The sequence below is a fragment of the Methanocalculus pumilus genome (genome assembly GCF_055382585.1).
On the sequence record NZ_AP042393.1, the window covers coordinates 1,827,135 to 1,851,607 of the forward strand.

18 protein-coding genes, 2 tRNA genes and 3 rRNA genes are annotated in these 24,473 nt (G+C 53.1%); 8 read left to right on the forward strand and 15 right to left on the reverse strand.

Going from position 1 to position 24,473, the window contains the following annotated elements:
- Positions 1-15: 15 nt before the first annotated feature.
- Positions 16-1,299: a sodium-dependent transporter gene (locus ACZ44I_RS09680; protein WP_464550420.1), complete on the reverse strand. Its 1,284-nt coding sequence runs from the start codon at positions 1,297-1,299 to the stop codon at positions 16-18.
- 108 nt (positions 1,300-1,407) lie between these two features.
- On the opposite strand from ACZ44I_RS09680, the gene ACZ44I_RS09685 reads away from it, so the two are divergent.
- Together ACZ44I_RS09685 and ACZ44I_RS09690 are read left to right on the forward strand one after the other, a co-directional pair.
- On the forward strand, positions 1,408-1,593 hold the full coding sequence (locus tag ACZ44I_RS09685; RefSeq protein ID WP_464550418.1) for a hypothetical protein: 186 nt from the start codon (positions 1,408-1,410) through the stop codon (positions 1,591-1,593).
- 162 nt (positions 1,594-1,755) lie between these two features.
- Complete coding sequence (locus ACZ44I_RS09690; RefSeq protein ID WP_464550416.1) at positions 1,756-2,403, forward strand: B3/B4 domain-containing protein; 648 nt, start codon at positions 1,756-1,758, stop codon at positions 2,401-2,403.
- 417 nt (positions 2,404-2,820) lie between these two features.
- Here the strand turns inward: ACZ44I_RS09690 and rrf are convergent.
- The 8 genes from rrf to ACZ44I_RS09730 form a co-directional block, all read right to left on the reverse strand.
- Positions 2,821-2,942, reverse strand: a 5S ribosomal RNA gene (gene rrf / locus ACZ44I_RS09695).
- 6 nt (positions 2,943-2,948) lie between these two features.
- Positions 2,949-3,020 (reverse strand) — tRNA-Cys (locus ACZ44I_RS09700).
- 94 nt (positions 3,021-3,114) lie between these two features.
- Positions 3,115-6,052 (reverse strand): 23S ribosomal RNA (locus ACZ44I_RS09705).
- A 160-nt stretch (positions 6,053-6,212) separates the two neighbouring features.
- Positions 6,213-6,285 (reverse strand) — tRNA-Ala (locus tag ACZ44I_RS09710).
- Between the two features lie 69 nt (positions 6,286-6,354).
- Positions 6,355-7,821, reverse strand: a 16S ribosomal RNA gene (locus ACZ44I_RS09715).
- Together the 16S, 23S and 5S rRNA genes with 2 tRNA genes alongside form the textbook arrangement of a ribosomal RNA operon.
- 700 nt (positions 7,822-8,521) lie before the next feature.
- Positions 8,522-9,271, reverse strand: coding sequence for a segregation/condensation protein A (locus ACZ44I_RS09720; protein WP_464550414.1), 750 nt, complete (start codon positions 9,269-9,271; stop codon positions 8,522-8,524).
- Positions 9,264-12,707 (reverse strand): chromosome segregation protein SMC, encoded by a 3,444-nt coding sequence (gene smc, locus ACZ44I_RS09725; RefSeq protein ID WP_464550412.1) that lies wholly within the window; start codon positions 12,705-12,707, stop codon positions 9,264-9,266. Before smc ends, ACZ44I_RS09720 begins: the two co-directional genes overlap by 8 nt.
- Positions 12,708-12,729: 22 nt before the next feature.
- Complete coding sequence (locus ACZ44I_RS09730) at positions 12,730-13,404, reverse strand: hypothetical protein (protein ID WP_464550410.1); 675 nt, start codon at positions 13,402-13,404, stop codon at positions 12,730-12,732.
- Between the two features lie 68 nt (positions 13,405-13,472).
- Here ACZ44I_RS09730 and glyA point away from each other — a divergent pair, with 68 nt between their 5' ends.
- Genes glyA through cofE form a run of 4 tightly spaced genes read left to right on the forward strand, consistent with a single transcriptional unit; the run spans position 13,473 to position 17,111 of the window.
- A complete protein-coding gene (gene glyA, locus ACZ44I_RS09735) occupies positions 13,473-14,717 on the forward strand; it encodes a serine hydroxymethyltransferase (RefSeq protein WP_464550408.1) in 1,245 nt (414 codons plus the stop codon).
- Complete coding sequence (gene folD, locus ACZ44I_RS09740) at positions 14,714-15,559, forward strand: bifunctional methylenetetrahydrofolate dehydrogenase/methenyltetrahydrofolate cyclohydrolase FolD (protein WP_464550406.1); 846 nt, start codon at positions 14,714-14,716, stop codon at positions 15,557-15,559. The genes glyA and folD overlap by 4 nt, the downstream gene beginning before the upstream one ends.
- Positions 15,541-16,350, forward strand: coding sequence for a dihydropteroate synthase (folP, locus tag ACZ44I_RS09745; RefSeq protein ID WP_464550404.1), 810 nt, complete (start codon positions 15,541-15,543; stop codon positions 16,348-16,350). Before folD ends, folP begins: the two co-directional genes overlap by 19 nt.
- The gene (cofE, locus tag ACZ44I_RS09750; RefSeq protein ID WP_464550402.1) at positions 16,347-17,111 is read left to right on the forward strand and encodes a coenzyme F420-0:L-glutamate ligase; all 765 of its coding nucleotides are present in this window, start codon (positions 16,347-16,349) and stop codon (positions 17,109-17,111) included. Before folP ends, cofE begins: the two co-directional genes overlap by 4 nt.
- Before the next feature lie 5 nt (positions 17,112-17,116).
- Here cofE and cofC read toward each other — a convergent pair whose 3' ends face one another.
- From cofC to ACZ44I_RS09775, 5 genes are read right to left on the reverse strand one after another with little or no spacing between them, the layout of a single operon-like run.
- Positions 17,117-17,755, reverse strand: coding sequence for a 2-phospho-L-lactate guanylyltransferase (cofC, locus tag ACZ44I_RS09755; protein WP_464550400.1), 639 nt, complete (start codon positions 17,753-17,755; stop codon positions 17,117-17,119).
- 46 nt (positions 17,756-17,801) lie between these two features.
- The gene (thiL, locus tag ACZ44I_RS09760; RefSeq protein ID WP_464550398.1) at positions 17,802-18,665 is read right to left on the reverse strand and encodes a thiamine-phosphate kinase; all 864 of its coding nucleotides are present in this window, start codon (positions 18,663-18,665) and stop codon (positions 17,802-17,804) included.
- Positions 18,658-20,610 (reverse strand): DUF460 domain-containing protein, encoded by a 1,953-nt coding sequence (locus tag ACZ44I_RS09765; RefSeq protein WP_464550396.1) that lies wholly within the window; start codon positions 20,608-20,610, stop codon positions 18,658-18,660. Before ACZ44I_RS09765 ends, thiL begins: the two co-directional genes overlap by 8 nt.
- Positions 20,611-20,615: 5 nt before the next feature.
- The gene (locus ACZ44I_RS09770) at positions 20,616-21,473 is read right to left on the reverse strand and encodes a serine/threonine-protein kinase RIO2 (protein WP_464550394.1); all 858 of its coding nucleotides are present in this window, start codon (positions 21,471-21,473) and stop codon (positions 20,616-20,618) included.
- Positions 21,474-21,507: 34 nt separating this feature from the next.
- Positions 21,508-22,092: a hypothetical protein gene (locus tag ACZ44I_RS09775; protein WP_464550392.1), complete on the reverse strand. Its 585-nt coding sequence runs from the start codon at positions 22,090-22,092 to the stop codon at positions 21,508-21,510.
- A gap of 61 nt (positions 22,093-22,153) precedes the next feature.
- On the opposite strand from ACZ44I_RS09775, the gene ACZ44I_RS09780 reads away from it, so the two are divergent.
- The gene (locus tag ACZ44I_RS09780; protein WP_464550390.1) at positions 22,154-22,891 is read left to right on the forward strand and encodes an adenine nucleotide alpha hydrolase family protein; all 738 of its coding nucleotides are present in this window, start codon (positions 22,154-22,156) and stop codon (positions 22,889-22,891) included.
- A 29-nt stretch (positions 22,892-22,920) separates the two neighbouring features.
- A complete protein-coding gene (locus ACZ44I_RS09785) occupies positions 22,921-23,679 on the forward strand; it encodes an NAD+ synthase (protein ID WP_464550388.1) in 759 nt (252 codons plus the stop codon).
- Here ACZ44I_RS09785 and ACZ44I_RS09790 read toward each other — a convergent pair.
- Positions 23,645-24,349 carry a glucose-6-phosphate isomerase family protein gene (locus ACZ44I_RS09790; protein ID WP_464550386.1) on the reverse strand — a complete coding sequence of 235 codons (705 nt, stop codon included), beginning with the start codon at positions 24,347-24,349 and terminating at the stop codon, positions 23,645-23,647. The two genes, ACZ44I_RS09785 and ACZ44I_RS09790, sit on opposite strands and share 35 nt — an antisense overlap.
- Between the last annotated feature and the right edge of the window lie 124 nt (positions 24,350-24,473).

Here is a 24,473-nt window from a genome sequence, read left to right on the forward strand (position 1 = left end):
TATGTACGTTTATTTTCAGAAGAGGGCTGCGACCCGGAAGGTGATGGTGATAAGGAGGGCAACCGGGATCACGTACCTGCAGAGGATAGGTACTGCCCGGATGAGGGGAGAGCTTTCTGACAGGTCCCCCCAGAGGGCTTTCTGGTCAAAGAGCCAGGCAAAAGCGATCGAGAGGAGAAGGGCAGAGGCAGAGAGTCCTATCGTCCCGAAGATCTCGTCCATTGCATCAAGGATGGGGATTCCCTGGAATGAAAGGGAGAAAGCGCTATAGCTTGCAGCAGCTGGCAGGCCGAGGATGATCAGAATTGCGGTGACAAGAGCAGCCATTGATCGTCTGGATCTCCCAAAGACTCCTGCCAGGGCGGCTGTTGGAACCTCAATGAATGATATGGCAGAGCTTGTTGCGGCAAAGAAGAGGAGAAGGAAGAAGAAGACCGCAAAGACAGCACCAAACGGCATCAGTTCGAAGGCATAGGGGAGGGTGGTGAAGACGAGCTCGGGGCCGGCTGCTGGTTCGAGGCCATAGGTGAAGACGATCGAGAAGATGATGATACCGGCTAACAGGGAGACACAGATATCTGCGATGGTGACGATTGCCGCAGATACCGGGATCTTCTCAGCCGATCCCAGATATGCCCCATAAGTGAGGAGTGTTCCATACCCGACCGATAGCGAGAAGAAGGCCTGGCCAAGGGCTGCCCCCCAGATGAGCGGGTCTGTTAAGACCGAGAAATCAGGAGTGAAGAGATACGCAAGGCCAGATGCAGCACCTGGGAGCCTGATTGTGACGATAAGCATGGTAAGGAGGAGGATGAAGAGCAGCGGAACGAGGATGGTCGTCGTCCGCTCGATCCCTTTTGTGACGCCGGCTGAGACGATCGCCCCACAGAAAATGGCGGCAAGAATGAAGAAGAAGATTGGAAGGTACGATCCCGTAAAGTCTGAGAAGGACTCGATGGTTCCGGTTGCGGAGAAGACAAGGTACCCACATGTCCATCCCGTGATGACAAGATAATATGAGATAACCCCGATCACCACGAATAAGACGATCCAGCCCGCCCACCTGAAGGAGGCTTTCTCGAAGGCAGCGATGACGGCACTCCGTGTATGCTGGCCCGCCTGCATCTCAAGGATCATCAGCGGCAGGCCGACGAGGAGGACGGCGGTGAGATATGGTATAAGGTAGGCGCCGCCGCCGTTCTGGCCGACGACGGTTGAGAAGCGCCAGATGTTCCCGATGCCGACAGCTGATCCTATTGCTGCGAGGATGAAGCCGGGGCGGGAGGACCACTCTTCCATAATGAGGAGATTAGTATTTGGGGAGATATTTGTTGTGTCATGGATGAACTGGAATTGAGAGTATCACCTCACAAAACATTCTTATGTGAGGATTTCTTAAGTAAGGGTATGCCACTATCGTCGATCATAAACACAATCAAGAAAGCAGTAAAATCCGGGGGCGGAGGAGGCGGACAATATGATCCGTACTATGACGAGTCCCGGCCGCCGGCTGTTGAGTATGCAGAAAATGAGCCCTCGGAAGAGCCAGATGTCGAAGAAGACGACCAGGACGACCCCATTGATGACGACTGAGGTCTCAGTTACAAAAGCCTGAATGCTTTTACAATTTTTTATCTCTTTTCGTCGTTATAACCCAATTCAAGACTGAGATGTGACACCCGGATCCGGCAGGGCCTCCAGAACCAGAAAAAGAGAGTGATTGTTTTTATCATTCCAGCCGGAAAAGTACCCGTCATGGAGATACATGCGGATATCCTCACCACCTTCCCCGGACTCTCCGTAGCTGAAGGCGATATCGGACCACTCACTATCGGAACAGAAAATGCCCGGCTTAAAGTCCTCTCAGATGGGATCATCAGATGGATAGAGGAGCGGTATAGCTTGGATGGTATCAGGGACGAACCGCTCTTCAGGGCATACCGCGACTTCTTCTGGAGTGTCGGCGTTGATCCGACAAAGACCCGCCCCGCATCTGAAGCCCTTGTGCGGAGGGTGCTTGCAGGAAAGCCGCTCCCCACCATCAATTGCGCAGTTGATGCCTATAACCTGGCATCAATCCGATCAGGGATCCCACTCGCTGCATTCGATGCCGATTGCTTAAAAGGCGATCTTACCATGCGGTTTGCCGTAAATGGAGAGAGATTCCTTGGAATCGGCATGAAGAATCCTGTCATCTTAAAAAGTAACCAGATTATTCTGGCTGATTCAGATGATATCGTCGCAATATACCCCTATCGCGACTCGGATGCAACAAAGATCACTCAACACACCAAGACGATTCATCTCGTCGCCTGCGGGGTGCCGAAGGTGGAGCCCGGGCAGGTGAGAGAAGCATATGATCTGGCCAAACGGTTTCTGGAGGAGTATGCATCAGGGGAGTGAGTGAAAATGATACATCCATTCATCAAATACAGAGGGCGTTAGCGTCTTGAATCACGTACATACAAGTCAGTTTTCACTTTCGCACCCCGCTCCTTTTATTTATATACCCCCAAGTCAGAGTAGTATATGCCGGAGCATTACGGGAGTTCCGCTTCATTGATCCCGTGCTCTGGTCAGGGTTTCCCGCTGAACCCAAAACAAAAATCGACCCCTCTTTCTTTTCTTTTTAAGCACTGTATTTCAGTAAGTCCTACAGTATTGGAGTCGCCAGGTATTGCATCCGGCATACTGTATCCGTCATCCGGGATACAGTATCAGGAATAATACATGACTGATATCATGAGAGAGAAGAATAAAGAGACGCAGGCGTCTTGTGTGTAATCATGTGAGAAGAGTTGTTTCATAATAGGGGGGTGGTATTGGCAGCGTTGAATAGTTCCCGGGGACTCTCGTACCTCAGTACCGTATTCGACGCAGGTGGGCTTAACTGCCGGGTTCGGAATGAGTCCGGGTGTATCCCCACCGCTATGGCCGCCATTACCACAAGCCAAGGCCCAGATTTGAACTGGGGTGTAGCTGATCTGCAGTCAGCCGCGTGGCCGCTCCGCCACCTTGGCGCTGTGTAATCTGTGGAGTATTAGTATATACTCTGCAGATAGTTAAGGTATTGCATCTGGATTTCGTCTGGGTTCAACAGTAACGGTCTGTAACTGTTCCTGGATTTGGGCGTTAGTACCCGCCGGACTGAACACGTCGTTGCCTTCGTGCGTACATCCCGGGCCTATTAACCGGGTCTTTTACCCGTGCCCTATAACGGAGTCTCTTTTCAGGCTGAGTTTCAAGCTTAGATGCTTTCAGCTTTTATCTCTTGCCGCGTAGCTGCTCGGCGCTGCCCTGTCGGACAACCGATACACCAGAGGCGACGAAAGAAAGTTCCTCTCGTACTATTTCTTTCTTGCCCTCAGACTCCGAACACTCCTGATAGATAGTAACCGACCTGTCTCACGACGGTCTAAACCCAGCTCACGATCCCCTTTAATAGGCGAACAACCTCACCCTTGGCTGCTGCTGCACAGCCAGGATGGAAAGAACCGACATCGAGGTAGCAAGCCGCCGGGTCGATATGTGCTCTTGCCGGCGACGACTCTATTATCCCCGGGGTAGCTTTTCTGTAGTCAATAGCCCTCATCAACAGGGCGTATTGGTTCGTTAGACCCGAGTTTCCTCTCGCCATGACTTGCTTTGCGTCATAGCGTCAGGCCAACGTATGCTCTTGACACTCTTCTGTGAGTTTCTGACTCACATGAGTTGACCTTAGGGCACCCTTGATATTTTTTCGAGGGTGTGGCGCCCCACCCAAACTGCCCACCTACCGATGTCCTCTTCATTGAAGAAGAGTGAGTAGTACAGCAGAGCAAGGATGGTGTCTCATTGTTGACTCCCCGTTCCCCGGAAGGAACGGATCGACATCTCCCATCTACTCTGCGCATGCAATACCGTACTACAACGACAGGCTGCAGTAAAGCTCCACGGGGTCTTCACTTCCCATCAGGAGTCCCTAGCCTCTGCACTAGGATAAAAGGTTCAACGGATTTGTGGTAGGGACAGTAGAACTCTCATTGTTCCATTCATGCAAGTCGCCAATTAAGCGACAAGGTACTACGCTACCTTAAGAGGGTCATAGTTACCCCCGCCGTTTACGGGTCCTTCGTCCGATTGAACTCGGTGTTCAGATACCCGCACTGGGCAGGATTCACAGACTATACGAGTCCTTACGGAGTTGCAGTCTGCTGTGTTGTTATTAGACAGTTGGAGTTCCCTGGTCACTGCGACCTGCCTGATCACCAGGCAGGCACCCCTTCTCCCGAAGTTACGGGGCCATTTTGCCGAGTTCCCTTACCACAATTAGCTCCGATACGCCTTGGTCTTTTCAACCAGGGGCACCTGTGTCGGTTCTCAGTACGGACATACATTCCCTTTTTCACGGGCTCCAGGAGTCGACCATGTTACCTCATCACGTCTTCAGCGGTTTCTCACCATGACGGTACTCCACCGCTTTGAACGCTTGAACGAAACGACAATTTCGCATGGTATATCCCGAAGCGTCAGGGTCTTACGACTACGAATGTATGGTACAGGAATATTAACCTGTTTCCCATTTGACATGCTCGAGTTACGGCACATCTTAGGACCGACTAACCCTCGGCTGACGAACATTGCCGAGGAAACCTAGCCCTTTCGGCGGAACGGATTCTCACCGTTCTATGCTTCTACTACTGCCAGAATTCTCATTTCTGCACGGTCCACAGGACCTTACGCCCCTGCTTCTGTCCATGCAGAACGCCCCTCTACGCGATCACCGGGTTAACCGGTGCGCCGTGGTCTCTGCAGTAGGCTTTAGCCCCGTCCATTTTCTGCGCCCCAAACCTTGACTGGTAAGCTGTTACGCACTTTTTAAAGGGTAGCTGCTTCTAAGCTCACCTTCCAGTTGTCTTCGGCCTGGGACCTCATTCAGTGTTGACACTTAGCCTACATTGGGGGGCATCAACCACGGTCTGGGTTGTCTCCCTTACGGACTACAAGCTTACCCCGTAGTCCGGACTACCCGTCATCTCAGACGTTGGGGAGTTTGGAGTTTGACAGAAGAGCGAGGGATTTCTCCCCCGGGATCCTCAATCAGTGCTCTACCTCACCAACCATCTCCGACGAGGTCATGCTGCGGCATGTTTCGAGGGGAACCAGCTGATTCCCGGTTCGATGAATCTTTCACTCCTATACGCAGGTCACGCGAATGATTTGCATATCAAAACCGCCTGCGGTCCTCCACGCACCTTTCGGCACGCTTCAACCTGCCCACGCATAGATCACCGGGTTTCGGGTCTTACCCTATAGACTCCACGCACGTTGAATACGCCGTTCCATGCATAAATGCTACGAACCTGTTGCTTTCGCTTCGGCTCCCCTTCCGGGTTAACCTCGCCTATAGAATAAACTCTCTGGCCCGTTCTTCAAAACGTACGTTATGACATCGGCAACTGTCGCCCATACTACCGCCTCGCGACGGGTTCTTTCGCGCAGAAGTTCCTTGCATGCCATAACACACTGTCACCGGTTAGTTTCAGGCGCTTTTCACATCCTTTTTAGGGATACTTTTCAGCTTTCGCTCACGCTACTAGTTCGCTATCGGTTTCGAGAAGTATTTAGTTTTGGAGGTTGATGACCCCCGGATTCATGCGAGAATTCCGACCCGCACTACTCAAGACACTCCCAGGAACAGATATCGGTATACGTACGGGTCTTTCACCCTCTCAGGAACACCATTCCAGGTGACTTCCGTTTGAGATATCTGCACCAGACGGGAGGCTTACAACACCACATCTCCCCAAAGGGATTCGGTTTGAACTCCGTCGTTTTCGATCGCCTCTACTCACGACATCTCGGTTGATTTCTTTTCCTGCCCCTACTAAGATGTTTCAATTCGGGGCGTTCCCCATCCTCAACGGATTGATACCGAAGTATCGGGATGTCCTATTCGGGGATCTCCGGATCACAGACTCCATGCATCTTCCCGGAGCATATCGCTGCTTGGCACGCCCTTCATCAGCTCTCGAACCGAGCCATCCACTAACCGGCATATAGACCAGGTTCAGATACTACGTTTTATGTTGAACCCATTTAACGTCCAGATGCAATACCTATACACAGCATCGTCAGGTTTTTTTGCGAAAACCTTCAGCCCTTCCCCGGTGACTCGCATCTCCGGGTGCATTGGAACCCTTCACATCTCTGTTAAACAGATGTGAGGGGAGTGGACCCAAGGGGATTTGAACCCCTGGCCTCGGCGTTGCAAACGCCGCGCTCTTCCAGCTGAGCTATGAGCCCTAATTCCTGTTGGTATTGGCAATTGTACGGTTCATTGAACGACCGCTGATGGTTCGAAAAGTGATCATTAGGAGGTGATCCAGCCGCAGATTCCCCTACGGCTACCTTGTTACGACTTAACCCCCCTTGCGGAACCTAGATTCGACAGCAGCATAAACTGCCGCCTCATCCAGACCCCACTCGGGTGGTTTGACGGGCGGTGTGTGCAAGGAGCAGGGACATATTCACCGCGCCATCGTGAGACGCGATTACTACGGATTCCAGCTTCATGCGGGCGAGTTGCAGCCCGCAATCCGAACTACGGGTGGGGTTAGGAGATTACCTTCACCTTTCGGTGTCGAAACCCATTGTCCCATCCATTGTAGCCCGCGTGTAGCCCGGATAATTCGGGGCATGCTGACCTACCGTTGCCCATTCCTTCCTCCCCTTTAGCAGAGGCGGTCCCAACAGTGTCCCCATCAATCCGGAGATTATGCTGGCAACTGTTGGCGTGGGTCTCGCTCGTTGCCTGACTTAACAGGATGCTTCACAGTACGAACTGACGACGGCCATGCACCTCCTCTCAGCTAGTCAAGCAGAGTCTTCAGCCCGGCTATCATTCCGCTGTCGTATCCGGTGAGTTGTCCGGCGTTGAATCCAATTAAACCGCAGGCTCCACCCGTTGTGGTGCTCCCCCGCCAATTCCTTTAAGTTTCAGCCTTGCGACCGTACTTCCCAGGCGGTGCGTTTCACGGTTTCCCTTCGGCACCTCAGCGACTCGTGGTCACTGACACACCTAACGCACATCGTTTACGGCTGGGACTACCCGGGTATCTAATCCGGTTTGCTCCCCCAGCTTTCGTCCCTCACTGTCGAAGCCGTTCTGGTAAGATGCCTTCGCCATCGGTCGTCCCTCGGGGATTACAAGATTTCACTCCTACCCCCGAAGTACGTCTTACCTCTCCCGGTTCCAAGATCGTCAGTTTCCCTGAGACGCCTTTTGGTTGAGCCAAAAGATTTCCCCAGAGACTTAACGACCAAGCTACGAACGCTTTAAGCCCAGTAAAAGTGGCTATCACTCGAGCAGCCGGTATTACCGCGGCGGCTGGCACCGGTCTTGCCCCGCCCTTTCTCCTGGTGTGTGTTAGACACCAGAACAGCCTGCATTGACAGGCACTCAGGGTTTCCTTATCACGATTGCTCGCATTGTAAAGTTTTCGCGCCTGCTGCGCCCCGTAGGGCCTGGATTCATGTCTCAGAATCCATCTCCGGGCTCTTGCTCCCACAACCCGTACCGATCAAAGGCTTGTTGGGCCGTTACCCCAACAACAACCTAATCGGACGCAGACTCATCCTCAGGCGGCGGACCTTTCGGAGACAGAGCATTCCAGCACCCGTCTCCTATGAGGCATTAGCCCCAGTTTCCCGGGATTATTCCTCACCTGAGGGCAGATTATCCACGTGTTACTGAGCAGTATGCCGAGGTCTTTCACCTCTCGACTCGCATGGCTTAGTCAAACCCTGATAGCAATAGCCTCTGGCAGGATCAACCAGAATGTAAATTGTTAAGCACACTTTGTCTTTCGACTGACTGTAACTTTTCGGAATCAGCGGTCATTCAATGAATGTCCGCATTGCCAATACCAACGTCAGAACCAACACCGGCAAATCCGGGTGCGTTGGTCCTCCACTGAAAGAATCTTGGAGTTATCATATTCGCAGTGTTCCTATTTATACACTGCGGATTGCGTCCACAGACAACGGGTTTGACCCCGAATCTGTGTCTCGTTGCAAGCTACAATCATTGTCTCTGAAGAGTTATATAGGTTCTCATTCAGCGGCAACAACCCCTGCAACCATCCTCTCTGAGGCACGGCAACCTTGATACCGGGCCCCGGGAACTGCTGCCATATCCAAAGCAGCTGTCCCCACACGGGCATGTCACCACCAGACCGGTTTCCCGGCGAGATGGCCGGATACGCGAATCGTTGGGAGAATTGTTCCCGGATTCGTTGCACCCCGTTGCCCTGCGACTTAATTAGATACGCAGAAGTCCCATTTATACCCTCTCTTTTGATCACCAGAAAACTGGCATTCAGACCGATGCCCGACCCCCGGAATACCACAAACCGGGGAGATAGCTAACGATCATACCAGTCCCGGAGGCGATCGCGCAGAGAGGATGCATCTGAACTGACCACCAACACCATCACAAACGCGGCTCCGCGCATCCGGGATCAGATCTGAACCATCCATCTCAGAGGGCAGGAACCGGAACCCGTGCAACCAGAATCTCCCCATAAAAGTCCTCCTGAATGAGATCGACGCGATCATCAAGCATCAGAAAGAGCGTGGGGATATAGACATCATACAGGTGGCACCCGATCTCAGATGCTATACGGGAGAGAGGGACCGGAGTACATCCATCAGGATCGAGGAAAAGGAGCGTCGCATAGATCATGGATGAAGCCTCCTCAAAAGCCTCCTCATGGGCGATCTCGACAACATCCTCGGCGATCACAAAGAGGTCATCATCATCTGCCAGATGCCGTCGCCTCTGCCGCCTTCGCTCCTCCTTCTCTGCCAGTTTCAACTGGGTGATCAGTTCATAGAGGGTAACAGGGCGTGTCCGGTACTCCTTCCGCTTGATCCGCCGCTGGATTTCGCGTTCAAGCACCTCGATCGGACCGAGATGTGACTCGATCCCCTCTCCATCCTGATCCCCGTCAAAGAAGAGATCATCGCCAAAATCTTCACCCCCTTCCTCTTCAACATCCGGATCAGGCACCCGTTCGATCAGGGCATCGGATTTCATCCTGAGAAGAATGGAAGCATAGAGAAGTGTCCGGCCGGAGATGCGGAGATCGAGTTCTCGCCTCCTCTCAAGCTCGCCGAGGAAACGATCTGTTAAAAGAACAATATCAACATTCCATGGATCAATCTCCCCGCTTTCTGCCATACGGACGAGAATCTCAATCGGCTCTTCGTTGATCGATTCGTCAGGCATTGCACTTCACACCGGTAACAAGGGTACTCTTGTCCGGCCGTATGGTCACCCCGATGATACGGTCTGCACCCTGAATCATCGGCTTCCGAAGAGATATAGCAATAAACTGTGAGGTCTCGGAGAGACTTCTGATCATCTGCGAGATCCCCTCAACATTGGATCCGTCAAGATGCATATCCACCTCATCAAGACCATAGAAGGGGGCAGGCATATGCCGTTGGATCGAGAAGATCAGGGCAAGTGTCACAAGCGACTTCTCCCCACCACTCATCATATTCAATCTCCGGACATCCTTATCCTGTGGATGCACCTCAAACGTCAGGCCACCGGCAAAGGGATCCTCCTCATTTTCCAGGATGAGCCGACCCCAGCCCCGCGCAAGCCGCCCATATATCTCCTTGAAATTCGAGTTGATAGCCTCAAATGTCGAAAGAAATGCCTCGCGTTTCATCCGCTCGAACCCTTCGATCCGCTCAATAAGATCTGATCGTTCACGGGAGAGGATATCTTTTCTCTCAGTCCGCTCCTCCACCCGTGCCACAACACGATCATACTCCTCAATCGCAAGCATATTGACCGCCCCGATCTTTCTGATCTGCCGCTCGGTGATCGCAATCCCCTCCTCGATCTCCTCAGGAGAGAGATCACATTCGATCTCCTCTGTCTCCGGGGCGAGCGCGGCAATCTCAGCGGCAATAGACTGTGCCCGCTCTCTGAGCGCTTCTGCATGGATCGTATGCCGTTCTTTCTCATTGGAATGGCGGATGAGCTGTCGTTCGATATCGGCAACCTGTTCGTCAAGCGCACTCCTCTTCTGGCGGAGCGCCTCTATCTCATCCGAGAATGTCCGCTGCTCCTCCTCAAGCTGAAGAATCCGTTCGCGGGAGATCTTTATCTCCTCTTCATATGATTTGTTTTCTGTTTCAAGCCGGATATTAGCACCGACTAATTCCTCCTTCTCTTTAGTCATCTCTTCGATGCGTTTTGAGAAGTACTGGCGTTCGCGCTGGAGATCTGCAATATCCGCCTCTTTATTCCGGAGACGCCGCTCGAGATCCTCGATGGACCGTTTCAGATCAGAGATGATCTCAGCAAGCCTGACCGCCTCGGATGCCTCCATCCGCTTTTTGATCTCATCCACCCGTGCATTGATGGTGTCGATCTGATCGGTGATCGCATCAAGGGTCTCTTCCAGGGCAGCGATCTCGGCCGCTATCTCGGCTTCACCGCCTTCAAGTTCGGAGAGGGCGCCAGCGAGAACTGAGATATCAGTATCAAGCTGTGCTATCCGCTTCCCGTATTCCTCCACGATCAGCTCAAGCCGTGCCGCCTTCTGCTCTGCCTCCTGTCGGTCTGAGCGAAGTGTTTCAACCGCAGCATTCTGTCGTGCAATCGATGCAGAAAGTTCCTCTTCTTCCTGCCTGAGTCCGGCAAGCCGCTCACGGAGTTCCACCATCTCCCGATCGACGGCGGCTCCAAACCCTTTAATATCACGTTTCACCGAGCCGCCGGTCATCGCCCCGGTACGTTCGAGGAGATCGCCCTCAAGGGTGACCATCCGGTGCCTGCCGAGAAGTTTTCTTGCATGCTCCATCGTATCGACGACGATCGAGGTTCCAAAGACAAGAGAGAAGGCCCGTTCATATGCGGGATCGAATTCTATCAGCCGGATCGCATAATCGATGACACCATCACCTGAAAGCGGCGGAAGCGGGGGCGGCACCCTCAGTTTTGAAAGAGGAAGGAACGTCGCCCTTCCCAGGCGCTGTTCCTTGAGAAACCGTATCGCATCGGCTGCAATGGAATCGTCCTGGCAGACGACATGGTTGAGCCTCCCTCCGGCAGCAATATTGAGTGCGGTTGCATATTCGGGGGGTGCTTTTCCGAGGTGTGCGATAGTCCCATGCACCCCGTCCATCCCGAGTACCGCCTCAACAGCACGGCCCCCTGCCTCGCCATGCGCCTGCTGCCGTGCCTCCAGCTGCATAAGTTTCTGTTCAAGCGATCTGATCTCCGCCCGAACCTCTTCATATGATCCCCGGAGAGTCATTGCTTTCTTCTCGACAGCAGATAGTTGCTGATCGTGGGCCTTCTGAACGGAACGGATCTGCTCGAGATCGGCTGATGCCGCCCGGATCTCCCGTTCCTTTTCGCTCCGTTCATCGCGTGCTGCCTGAAGCCTTGGAGCAAGCCGCTCACGTTCCGAAACCCGGATCCGGCTCCTTTCAATAACCGTATCTTTTTCAGAGAGGAGACGGGAGCGCTCTGCCTTTCGTTCTTCGAGCTGTTGCATGCAGGAGAAGAGCTCGACCTGCGCACCCTCGGAGTCCTTGCTAGCGGCCCTGAGATCAGCCTCAGCCTTCTCCATCTTCGTTTTGAGAGTTGAAAGCTCCATCCCGAGGTTTGCCCGGTCAATTGAGAGATTCCTGATACTCTCGGTCCGCTCCTTTACTGTTGCCTCTGAACGCCTGATATCTGCAAACTTGCGGTTGATCGCCTCAAGGTTTGCTTCACGATCACGGGTATTTCGCTGGATCCCCTGTTCGGAAGTCCGGATAACACCTTTTGCCTCTTCAATCTGTGAGAGAAGACGGAGATATTCAGGTCCGCTCTTCTGACGGATCTCTTCATCAACCCCCTTCATCTCGTCGCGGAGAAACGCCTTTTCATGCTCGTCATGGGCGATATCGTCATTTATTCTGGAGAGTGCACGATCGGTATCAGCAATCATCCCTGTGATCTCTCTCTCTTCCCGCTTCTTCTCACGAAGTTTCACGACATTTCTCTTTGCAATGAAGGAATCCAGCTCCTCCTGAAGGCGGCGGAATGCAAGCGCCGCTTCCCGCTCAACTTTGAGGAGTTCCTGCCGCTCGATGAGTTCGTGGAGAAGGATCTCTTCCCGCTCGATCCTCCATCTCACCACTTCAAGCTCGGCCATCGACTGCTCGCGCTTCTGATCGAATTCAGAGACCCCGGCGATCTCATCAACGATCTTTCTCCGCTCGATATCCGACATCTCCATGATCCGGGCAACATCACCCTGCATCACGATATTGTAGCCCTGGGGTTTGATCCCATGTCCGGCAAGGAAAGAGAGGACATCACCCTGTTTGCAGAGCCGTCCATTTAAGTAATTATATGAATAATAGCCGTTTGCAGTCCGCTTGATCCGGCGCGTTATCCGGGTACCATCTGAAAAACTGACATGCACCTCGGCGGTATTTTTATTTGACCCGGTATTGATGAGATCGGTCAGCCGTTCAGCTCGGAGTCCACGGGCCGATGTGATCCCAAGCGCAAAAAGAATACTGTCTAAGATATTGCTCTTCCCCGAACCATTCGGGCCGGAGACGACTGTAAAACCCGTTTCAAGGGGGATTTTCGTCTTTCGTCCGAATGATTTGAAGTTGTCGATCTCAAGCAGGGTTATGTGCAAACGATCATACCTTCAATATCGGTTATTTTTTCCGCTGGATCGTCTTTGGAGAGGTATCATCTTCCTTCTCTTTTTTAGAGATCGTCACTCCGCTCTTCGGATCAACATCGGGGGCTTCATAGATCTTGCTTTCAATCCTACCCTTCTTCATTCTGGTTGCAGGAGCATAGCCGCTGCTCGCCACAATGTAGTCATTCCGGTTTCGCTTCTCTGGCCTGAGAGTGCCATCCGGCTGCATGATCAGTTCCATATCCGATGCGTCTACCGGAGGTTCTGCCTCGGGACCCGGAGTTGCCACCGGCGGTGGTGGCGTGGCTTGCCGCTCACGGACACGGACAGGTTCCTCTTCAGGAACAATCCTCGAACGGGAACGCGTTTCTTTCCGAAGCGGAGCTTCGGAAGCGGTGTCGCCGCCACGCATCTCCTGATCCTCCAGATTCCGGGTCAGTTTCCGTGTGACTGATTTGAGATCCAGCATCTCAGCAGTCACTCCCTTGAGCAGGGCATCCAGCTCATGGACCTTCCGCTCGAGTGCGGCGATCCTCTCATCCTCATCTGCTGTGGCGGTATGTACCGGTTCTTCCTCGCGCTTCACCATCTTCAACTCCCGTTCCTTCTCTTCCAGCTCATGTTCAAGAAACTTCATACGTGCATCCATTTCCCGCGCACTCCCCCTCTTCTGTACGATCTGACTCACTGATGATAATGGTTTGCCTCACTAATTACAAGAAAGGATATTACCTTTTTACCGCCATTTCTATTTATATGTCATTCCTTCAACGCGACGATCCAGAGGTCGCCGGTATTATCGAAAAAGAACACCATAGGCAGGTCTTCGGGCTTGAACTGATCGCATCTGAGAACGTGGTGAGCCGGGCTGTCATGGAGGCAACCGGTTCAATTATGTGTAATAAATATGCCGAGGGGTATCCGGGCAAGCGCTACTATGGCGGATGCGAGTTCCATGACGAGGTCGAGAACCTTGCACGCGACCGCCTCTGCGAGCTCTTTTCTGCAGAACATGCAAATGTCCAGCCTCATTCCGGTAGCCAGGCAAATCAGGCAGTATACTTTGCAACCATCCAGCCGGGCGATGTGATCATGAGCCAGAGCCTGACCCAGGGCGGCCACCTTTCCCACGGTTCACCCGTCAATATCAGTGGAAAGCTGTATGAGGTGCATAGTTATGGTGTCGATTATGAGAGTGAGACACTTGACTTTGGTGCAATCGCCGAGATGGCACGGAAGACACAACCGAAGATGATCGTCTGCGGCGCATCCGCCTACCCACGCGAGATAGACTTCAAGGCATTTGGTGAGATTGCCGAAGAAGTCGGCGCGATCTGCATGGCAGATATTGCTCACATAGCAGGCCTTGTTGCAGCCGGCATCCACAACTCCCCAATCGATGTCTGCCACTATACCACAACAACCACCCATAAGACGCTCCGCGGCCCCCGCGGTGGCGCGATCCTCTGCAAAAAAGAGGATGGACCAGGAATCGATAAATCCGTCTTCCCAGGCATGCAGGGCGGTCCGCTGATGCATATCATCGCTGCAAAAGCCGTCTGTTTCAAAGAGGCGCTCCAACCCTCATACAAGGAATATGCAAAGCAGGTCGTGAAGAACGCCCGTGTCCTCGCAGAGACCCTTGCCGAAAATAATCTCAGGCTCTGTTCCGGTGGAACTGATAACCATCTCGTCCTCCTCGATCTTTCAGACCATGGAATTACCGGCCTTGAAGCGGAAAATGTCCTTGGAGACGCCGGTATCACCGTGAATAAGAATACCATACCACGCGAGAAGAGAAGTCCGTTTGTCACATCAGGCCTCAGGGTCGGAACCCCGACTGTCACCTCCCGCGGGATGAAAGAGGATGAGATGAAACAGATCGGAGACTGGATTGGTCGTGTGATTAACAATATTCAGGATGCAGCCACCGTCAAAGCTGTGAGGGAAGAGGTTGTTGAATTCGCAGGCAGATTCCCACTCTACCCTGATGCAGTATGATCCTTGACGGAAAGAAGACCTCGGAGAAACGGCTGGCGCTTCTTGCTGAGAAGATCGAGGAGTCAGGCCTCTACCCCCGGCTTGCCACCGTTCTTGTCGGGGAGGATCCGGCTTCGCAGCTCTATGTAAAGATGAAACATAAGGCATGTGAGCGGGTCGGTATCGGGTCAATCGGAATTGAACTTGAGAGTGATGTATCCACACAGGATGTGCTGGATGCTGTACACCGGCTGAATCTTGATCCGATGATCAGCGGGATCCTGGTTCAGCTACCGCTCCCAAAGCAGATCGATACCCATGCTGTAATCGAGGCAGTAGATCCCTTAAAAGATGTCGATGGCTTCCACCCGACAAACCTTGGGCGGCTCTTCTCCGGATCCCCCCAATTCTCTCCCTGCACCCCTCTTGGAGTGATGACGCTCCTCTCCGAATATGGAATCGATCCGGCCGGAAAGAATGCCGTTGTTATCGGACGGAGCATTGAGGTCGGCCGGCCGATGGCCGCACTCCTGACAAATGCCGATGCAACCGTCACCATTGCCCATTCAAAGACACTCGACCTGGCATCGATCACACAGTCAGCCGAGATTCTGGTGGCTGCTGTAGGGCGACCCCGGTTTGTCACCGCCGATATGGTCGGCTGGGGCGCGACTGTCATCGATATCGGGACAAATTATGATGAGAATGGAAAGCTCTGCGGCGATGTGGACTTTGCGATGGTGGAGACAAAAGCAAAAGCGATCACACCGGTGCCGGGTGGTGTTGGGCCGATGACAATCGCCACCCTGATGGAGAATACCTTCGCCGCGGAAACGATGAGGTCATGCGGGCAACTTGTATAGGAAAAACCGGAATCGGCGGAAATAATCCGGTCCGGCTGATGGGCGTCATCAATACAAGCCCCGAATCTTTTTTTTCAGGATCATTTGTTCCCCCTGGCGGTGTACTGGCTGCCGCTGAGAGGATGATTGAGGGTGGTGCAGATGTCATCGATATCGGTGCACGGAGCACCGCACCGGGAAGCCGGGAGATCCCTGTTTCGGAAGAGTGTGAGCGGCTAAAAAAATGTCTTTCAGAGCTTGAAGGGCTGGGCATCCCGATATCGGTTGATACGATGCATGCAGAAGCCCTTCAGGTCGCCCTCAGGTATGATATCGATGCAATAAATGACATTCATGGACTTGCCGACGAGAGATATGCAAGGTTTGCCGCAGAGAGTGGGCTCCCGGTGATCGCAATGGCAGCCTTGCATGCGCCCGGAGATGCACGCGGTACTGACGAGACGATGCGGACATTGGGAATCGTCATTGAACGGTGCAGACAGTATGGAATCCGCGATCTGATACTCGATCCGGGGGTTGGCCGCTGGGTACCGGAGCGGACCTTTGAGGATGACTGGGATATATGCCGCCGTTTCAGTGAATTTGCAACGTTTGGCAAACCCCTCCTCGGTGCGATCTCACGGAAGAGTTTCATCGGCGATCTCCTGGGGAAGCCTGCCGAAGAGAGGCTTTCCGGGACTCTCGCGGCAACCGCCCTCCTGATCGATTCCGGAGCAGATATGATCAGAACCCATGATATCCGGGAAACAGCTGACCTGATTAAAGTCTGTGGGGAGATGAGGAGACGATGAGCATCTCCTTTTCTGTCTTTGGATGTAAAACGGGGTTGATACAGCCGGGAGACGATATTGTTGAGCGGATCCTCGCATCGGTCGGTGAGGCAGGAGAAGTTCAGGATAACGATATCATCGTCATAGCAGAGTCTGCACTCGCAACATCAGAAGGGCGTGTGATAACGCTTGCCGATGTGGTGCCATCGGACGATGCCCTGCGATATGCTGAGCGTTATACCATGGATCCACGGGTTGCGGAAGTGGTCATCTCCGAATCCGATGAGGTGATCGGCGGGATACCGGGATTTCTCCTCTGTTTAAAAGATGGGACACTTCTGCCAAATGCCGGAGTAGACGGATCAAATGCCCCGGATGGCACCATCATTCCCCTGCCCCTTGATCCGAATGCCTCGGCATACCGGATACGGAAGGAGATCTTTGAGAGGACAAACAGGAAAGTGGCGGTTCTCGTCATCGATTCAAGAACCCATGCAATGCGGCTTGGCGTCTCAGGCGTTACGATCGGGTGTTCGGGTATGGCAGCTGTCGGCGACTGCCGGGGCACAAAGGATCTTTTTGGGCGGGAGCTCGAGGTGACCAGGCGTGCTGTCGGGGATTGTATTGCATCGGCAGCCGAGCTTCTGATGGGCGAGGCCGATGAATGCATCCCGGCCGTTCTTGTCCGTGGTCTTGCTATTGAAACCGGTGAGGGCGAAGGGATCGAGACGATCACCCCGGATGAATGCCTCTTTATGGGCGCTGTCAGAAAAAGAGGTTGAAAGGATCAGGTGCGGGAGGGATCGCCCCTCACCACCCCGACCCGGCCCTTCTCATGCATCACGGAAAAACCAAGCAACTCCAGGTACTCCCGTGCATGACCCTTTCCATGGATCAGCACCTCGACGAGATCCTCCTTCTCATCTATATCGGTTGAGAGGCGGAACGAGTCGATCACATCCACCGAAAAACCGCACTCTTCTGCCATTGCCATATGCTTCTGAAAACTCGACCCATAGTACCGGGCATGGAAACACTGCGGGCGTTTCAGAAAGATCACATTCGTCCCTCCCCCACGGCCGGGGACAATTGCCATATCCGCATCAGTTGAGAGAACCCGCTGGAGTGATGTTGCGGTCACGAGCGGAAGATCGGCCATGATGATCAATGCCGGGCAGTGAAACTGCGGAAGCGCCCAGTCGATCGCCTCGTTGAGTCCTTCATCCCTGACAGCTACCAGCGCACTCTCGCAGGCATAAGGGGAAGTCGAGAGGAGGGTTGCCGAGCACCCGGTCCGGTTCACGGCAGATACAACATCCTGAAGCATGGCATATGCAAACCCTTCACGCTCCTGCTGATCCATCACACATTGGAGCCGGGTCTTGGGGTTGATCGGCTTGAAGGGAATCAGGGCATGGAAGTACATTGATCAGGGTATAGCAATCAAGGATTAATACCAATCGATCCGGCTCTCATTCCCATTGGTGGAGATACCCTCTGTGCGGAAGGGGAGTGCCGCCGGAAAGAATAGCCATATCCTCTGTTACAACCCCGATAACCGTTGCATCCACTCCATTAACCGGGAAGCTTTCAGGCGGCACTGTTGCGATCAGTTCAAAATCACCGCCGCCGAAGAGGAAGAGATCAACTGCCCTATCTTTGGGGATACCCGGTAAGAGCGGGAAGAGAGAGAGATCAAGCGAAAAGCCCACTTTCGATGCCCGCCCAAGATCGGCAAGCGAGAGAGCAATGCCATCTGAGATATCCATCATTGCCGTTGCCCCCCCTTCAGAGAAGGCTTTTCCTTCCACAACACGGGGAATTGGAGTGATCAGGTTCTTCCAGAACCGGAGATCTCCCCCAAGACCCGCTTCTGCGCTCCCCGGCATACCGGTGACACAGACGAGATCGCCGGGTTGTGCACCAGATCGCCTGAGGATCTTCTCCGGCTCCACAAAACCGATCGCAGTTGAGACGATCGTCAACTCACTATGGCGATCGATATCACCCCCCGCAAGCCGTGCATCAACAGATCGGCAGCAGGCGTCGGCACCCCGGGTAATACCGGGGAGGCGATCAGGATTATCCAGCCCGACTGCCATCAGGAGATCGGCAGGAGAGGCTGCCATCGAGGCAATATCTGAGAGGGTGACAGCTGCTGTCATCCATCCGATCTCATAATCGGTCATTCCTTTCGGAAAGTCGGTTGTTTCATGGAGCATATCGGTGGTCATCACGAGGAGGCGGTCGCCGAGATCGAGGACTGAACAGTCATCTTCAGTCTCCTTCTCACCAACAATTCCCCGAATCCCATCCAGCAGCATTCGATCATCCACCCCTCTTCACCTCCAGTTCCCGCATCGAACGATACGACTTAAAGAGATCCTCGATCGACTCGGCTTTCCTGCTCCGTTCATACTGCTCCTGCTCCTCCCGCCATCTGGCATGCCGCTCCAGAAGGATGCTTTTTGGGCATGCCCCGAATGATCCCTGAACCCGGATACGAAGTCCCTCTCCCGAAAGGAGGGGAATACCAAGCTCCCGGAAAGCCACCTCAAGATCCTGCGAAGGGGGAGACTGGCCAGTTACGATCACTCCCGCAATCGGGGCATCAGCAAGCTCACGGATCGCATTCATACCCCATCCATCAGTTCTCAGGAGGTAGATCCAGTCGTCTGGTGCCATCCCCATCTCAGACCGCATCCTCCGGATCGCATCACGGGAGAGGGCATCAAGCACCTTCAGCGGTACAAGATCCTCGCCCTGTTTCAGGTCAGCATAGGTCTTCAGCCTCTCGAGCTGTTTCCGCATCCCTTTATTTCTTCTCTCCTCTTTCCGGAGATATCTCTTCTGATTGGCAATGATCCCCTGGAGACGGATCACCTCGGCATCACGCTGTACCGTCTCCTTCTTCTTTGATCGTTCCGCTTTTAAGAGGCGACGGAGGCGGGAGATCTCCTCATCTTTCTTCTGTGATTCCTCATAGAGTTCAGAGACAAGCCCCCGGAGCTTGCAGATCATCTCATCCTGTTCACGGGACTGTTTTGGTCGTAATGGAGCCTCTTCCGCTGCTTCGGCCTCATCAGGTTCTTCGGGATATTCCTTCCCCGATAAATCGGTTAACGCCTGTTCGAGGGAGAGGCCGCGGACGACCCGGGCACGGACCTCATCAAGTGCAATTCCCGGCGGCAATCGTTTGGAGAGGCTTGCAAACTTATTTTTATAATGGCGATATGCCATCATTGCAGCCGCATAGGCATCGCGTTCATGATCGTTTGAATAATTGATATCAGCGGCAAGTTCGTACTTCTCGGGAACCGGGATATCACTTTTGGGAAGGAAGGAGACGGCGTTAAAGGACCTGCGGATCTTCTCCACGGTTCCCGGCATCTCTTTCTTATCAGAAGCGATGATCAGCGGGCGTCCATAGGTTGTGATTCCTGCTATTGCTTCTGCAACTGAGGTGACCCGGGAGCTGGAGAGGTGGATGAGATCTCCATCAAGGCTCAGAAGTGCAAGTGCCATTGTAGTTCCGGGATCAATTCCTGCAATCAGGTATCCCGGCTTGCTGGTCTGGGGAATAAAACGGATCCGCTCAAGCCGCGGCCGGGTGACAGAGACCTGTACATCGGATCCGCGGTAGTTTGAGATCGGAACCTCTGATCGTCTGGCATTGACATGAAATATCACCCGCGAATTGCCGCCAAATGCCCGGAATTCCTTTTTATCATATGGTACGCCTGCTTCAATCAGGGTCATCTCGATCTCCCGGCCTTTTGCCCGGACTGCGCCATGGATCTTCCGCGTATAGCGGTTCTGGCTCCAGCCGCCTTTGCCGGGAGAACGCCTTCGCGAAACGGTGATCAGGCATGCATCGGCAAATGCCACAACCCGGCTCCCGGCACCAAGAGAGGCAACCTGGGCGGATGTCCTCGCCTCTGCAAAGGGATCAAAACGGTTGAAGGTGAGGTTGTACCTGCCTGCAACCTGTGCCAGGCTCTCACGATGGTCACCGGCGCCGGTGACGCAGACGAGCTCGGTCTTTGGGGGGAGAGACTGGAGGAAGAGATAAACTTCTTTTGTATCTGCTGCCACCTCCTGAAGACTGTCAACTGCAAGGATATCGGGCTCTTCTGCATCGAGTATCCTGAGCAGGCGGAAGAGCGAGACCTCGGTCTCAGAGACGATCTCACCATCTTCAATCCGGCAGAGTGCAAATGACGGGCGCCTTGACTGGGAACGAACCGAACCCCTGACGATATCGATCCCATAGACCCGCATACCTATCACCCGGTGATGGCAGAGAGTGCATCATCCGGATCGATACCCATCCGGTATTTCCGGTTAAAGAAGGTGACGATCGTCTCGACATCCCGCCTGAGGAGTTCGTCTGCATTCGGGTGGGAGCATTCAACCCATTGCGGCCAGTCGATGATCCAACAATGATCTTCATTCACCATTACATTGTATTCGGAGAAATCTGCATGGATGATTCCCATCGAGTAGATCTTCTGCATCTCGCTGATCAACTCCTCATAGACGGGACGGGGATCTGTCAGGGTGCACTGGTTCAGGTTCACACCCGGGATATAGGAGATGGCTATTGTGTTTCTGCTCCTGTCAATTGGAACGGGCACCCTGACCTTTCCGGTAAGACGCAACAGTGCTTCGTACTCCTGCTCTGCAGAGAGGGTAGAGGCAAAGATCCAGGGGCAGTGGGAATTATCTGTCATATAGTCCCTTTTCAGCCTGACCGACTGGAATGAGTGCTGGCCAACACGGTGGAACTTCAGGACGATCACCCCAAGGCCAAGGGCTTCGTAGACTTCAGACTCTTTCCCCACCCCGATAAGGGAGCCAAGTGCCGAGATCGTTTTTCTGCCAGCAAGGGTATGGAGGGCAAGGCAGTCATATCCTGCAAAGACGAGCCCATAACCGGGGTAGGGGACGGCATTGTAGCTGATGAGATCTTTTTTCATCAGTTCACCCAGCCGATATTCAAGTTCGTTCTTTGAGAGGCGGGTGATCCGTTTCAGATCATCAAACGGAACCCACCGGTATCGTTTCATGAGACGTTCTATTGCATAGAGGATCGTGTATTCGTACTTGTGGAGATCCCGCACTATATCGGCAGAGGGTGGCATTGTATTTATTATTGGATTGCTGAGATGAAAAATATCATGATACCTGCTTTTTCGAGTATCGTCTGACAAGTTCGACTGCTGTCTGATATGTTTCATCGTTACAGCAGATCAGAACGGGATTTACAAGGGCCTTTCGGGCAATGTAGATCTTCTTCTCATCCGGGATCAGTCGGACAGATTTCACTTCCTTCCAGCGGATTCCTCCGGATGCCTGTCCCCGGGCTATGAGGCCGGCACCTGCGGCCGTTACATTGCCAGAAAGAATACCGAGAACCGCCATAGTATCCGTCATCTTTTTGGCATCCTTTCCCGGCAGATACGCAGCACCATCCGAATCGATGATGAAGTGGTAGAGATGTCCACCCCGTGTAATGGTATGGAGAAGAAGAACAGCAATTCCTGCCAATAACAGGATAAAACCTGTCATGACAATTCCGATTATGAAGTAATCGAAGACAGATGCGGATGTCGGGCTTGCCAGTTCAAGGATAACCAGAAAAAATGTGAGTGCAAGACCGCCGATCCCGATTCCAAGAAATATATGGCGTATCTCTGTCTTCCCGATAAAGGGCATCTTCGCATCCCATTCGATCCTGTCGGGGAGAGAGGCAGATTCCATACGATTGTATTTACTGGTGATGAGATACACCTTTCTAATCAGGGTGTGATCAGGTGTGGTGATGGAGGAGGAGTGTCTGCGCTGTACAAAGTGCAAAAATGATGCGATCATCAGCCAGCGCTATTCAGGACAAATGCTCTGTAAAGATCACTTCATACATGATCTGGAAGCAAAAGCAAAACGGGAGATCCGCAGAAACCGGTGGCTGAGATCAGGGGATCGGATTTGCGTTGCCCTGAGCGGAGGAAGCGCATCCGCTACTGTCCTTTCCATCCTTCTGAAACTCACTGAAAAGAGACGTGATATCAAACTATTTGCCCTTCATATCGATTGCGGCACAGGCGTTGCTCGCAGAAGTGCAGAAGAGATCGCGTCGTCTGCGGGGGTTTTCCTTCAGATCGAAAAGAGAAACCCAGAGCATACAATAGAAGAGGATATTGCAGCATGTGCATCAGGTGCCGGGATCAGAACTGTTGCCTGTGGAAAGACCCTTGATGATGAGGCTGAAGCTGTCTTCAGGGCATTTATATCAGGAAATATCAGATCTCTTGGATCCGAATCCGGAACAGAGGAGATCCGCTGGATATATCCTCTTGAAACCATCCCCGCGCCTGAAGTCCGACTCTATGCCACTCTCCATTCTGACTGGTTTTTTGTTGAGCAGGAGGAGAAAGACAACCTGGGGAGAGATATTCAGGCAGTTCTCGGAGCATACACCGCCCGTCACCCCTCAACACTCTATGCAGTGTACCATATCGGCAAGAGGATTCGATCCTGCATACCCGATACCAAACAGTAGTATCAGAGTACAACCTATCCCTGATCATCATGCAGTGTGATATCGGCTGTGAAATAACCCGAATCGAGAACCTCATCCGGCAGGGGATCTGGTCTTCAGGAGCAGACGGAGTGGTCCTTGGAATATCAGGCGGGATCGACTCAGCGGTGGTTGCCGCTCTGGCGACAGCAGCTGTCGGCAGTGAGCGCGTATTCGCATTTTTCCTCCCTTCTGCTTCTACACCTCCGGCAGATGAAAGGGATGTCCGGGAACTCTGTACCAGGCTTGCACTTACACTTCAGGTCATCCCTATTGATGGTATCATCGAGGCATACCGCCGCACGGACGGCTTTGTTGACAAGCCGCACCTGACCGGTAACCTGATGGCACGGACGCGGATGGCAATGTTGTACTACCAGGCAAATCTCAGGAATTGTCTTGTCATTGGCACCTCAAATAAAACAGAGTATTTCATCGGATATTGTACCAAATGGGGAGATAATGCAGCAGATATCCAGCCAATTCTTCATCTTTTTAAAAAAGAGGTCTATCATCTGGGAGAAGAGCTTGGGATACCTGATGCAATTATAAAGAAGGAGCCGTCTGCCGGTCTCTGGCAGGGCCAGAGTGATGAGAAAGAGATTGGGATCTCATATGCAGAGCTTGATTCTGCACTTGCATTTCTTGAAGGCAATACCTGGAAGGCAGAGAGTGAAATCCAGGAGCAGGTACTTTCACTGGTGAAGAAGAGTGCTCATAAGCGGCTGCCCGCGCTCAGTCTCGCAGGCACTGAACCCAGATCTCCGTGAACAGTTCGGGCCGGTTCATCAGGTCTGCAATCGTCTGATCACCGATGAGGCTGTAGAGCGGCTGTCTCCTGACGATCCCAATCTCAGGATGGTCAACTGCCTCCAGAACACGAAGGTCGGCAACACGGGTATAGAGAGGATTTTTGACAAAGCGGCCATCGTCTGTCTCATAGTATGCTGCTCCCCGGTATGCCTGAAAGAAGGCATAGTCGCTTGAGAAGGTATCTGAGACTATATTTGCCATCACCAGGGGATCGTTACCAGGGTTGATGGTCACGTGCCCAAAGCCGGGGGGGATCAGGACTTTGTCACCCTCAACTGCCGGATGCAGGATAACGTCTGTTAGATCAGCTGCCTGAAGGAGGAAGTGACCCCTGCCGGAGAGGACTTCGTAGACTTCCGGGTACGGAACGCCGGCAGCGTTCTCTGGATGATGGTGCCCTTTTGTCTTGATGAACTCGCCACAGACAGACCCGGGGGTGATCATGGTGATATCATACCTGATCTGCCGTAACCGAAGAAGCGCACGATCTTCATCACTCATGGCCAGATCCCGGTACATATAGTAGAGAGGACCTGAAGCATCACAGGAAGGATTAGCAAGCACCATCCGCATATCATCCACTGTCCTGACATCGGGTTCAGGAAGGGTGCCGTTCCAGATATCCATCAGTGTTCTCTTCGATGTAAGAATATTTAAAAAGCGGGATTGTGGGTGAGGGATATGTGGCATCAGGTGAGGGTGGCGGGATTAGGTAGCCTCAGGGAGCCCCTGTGGATGAGTTGGGATCAGA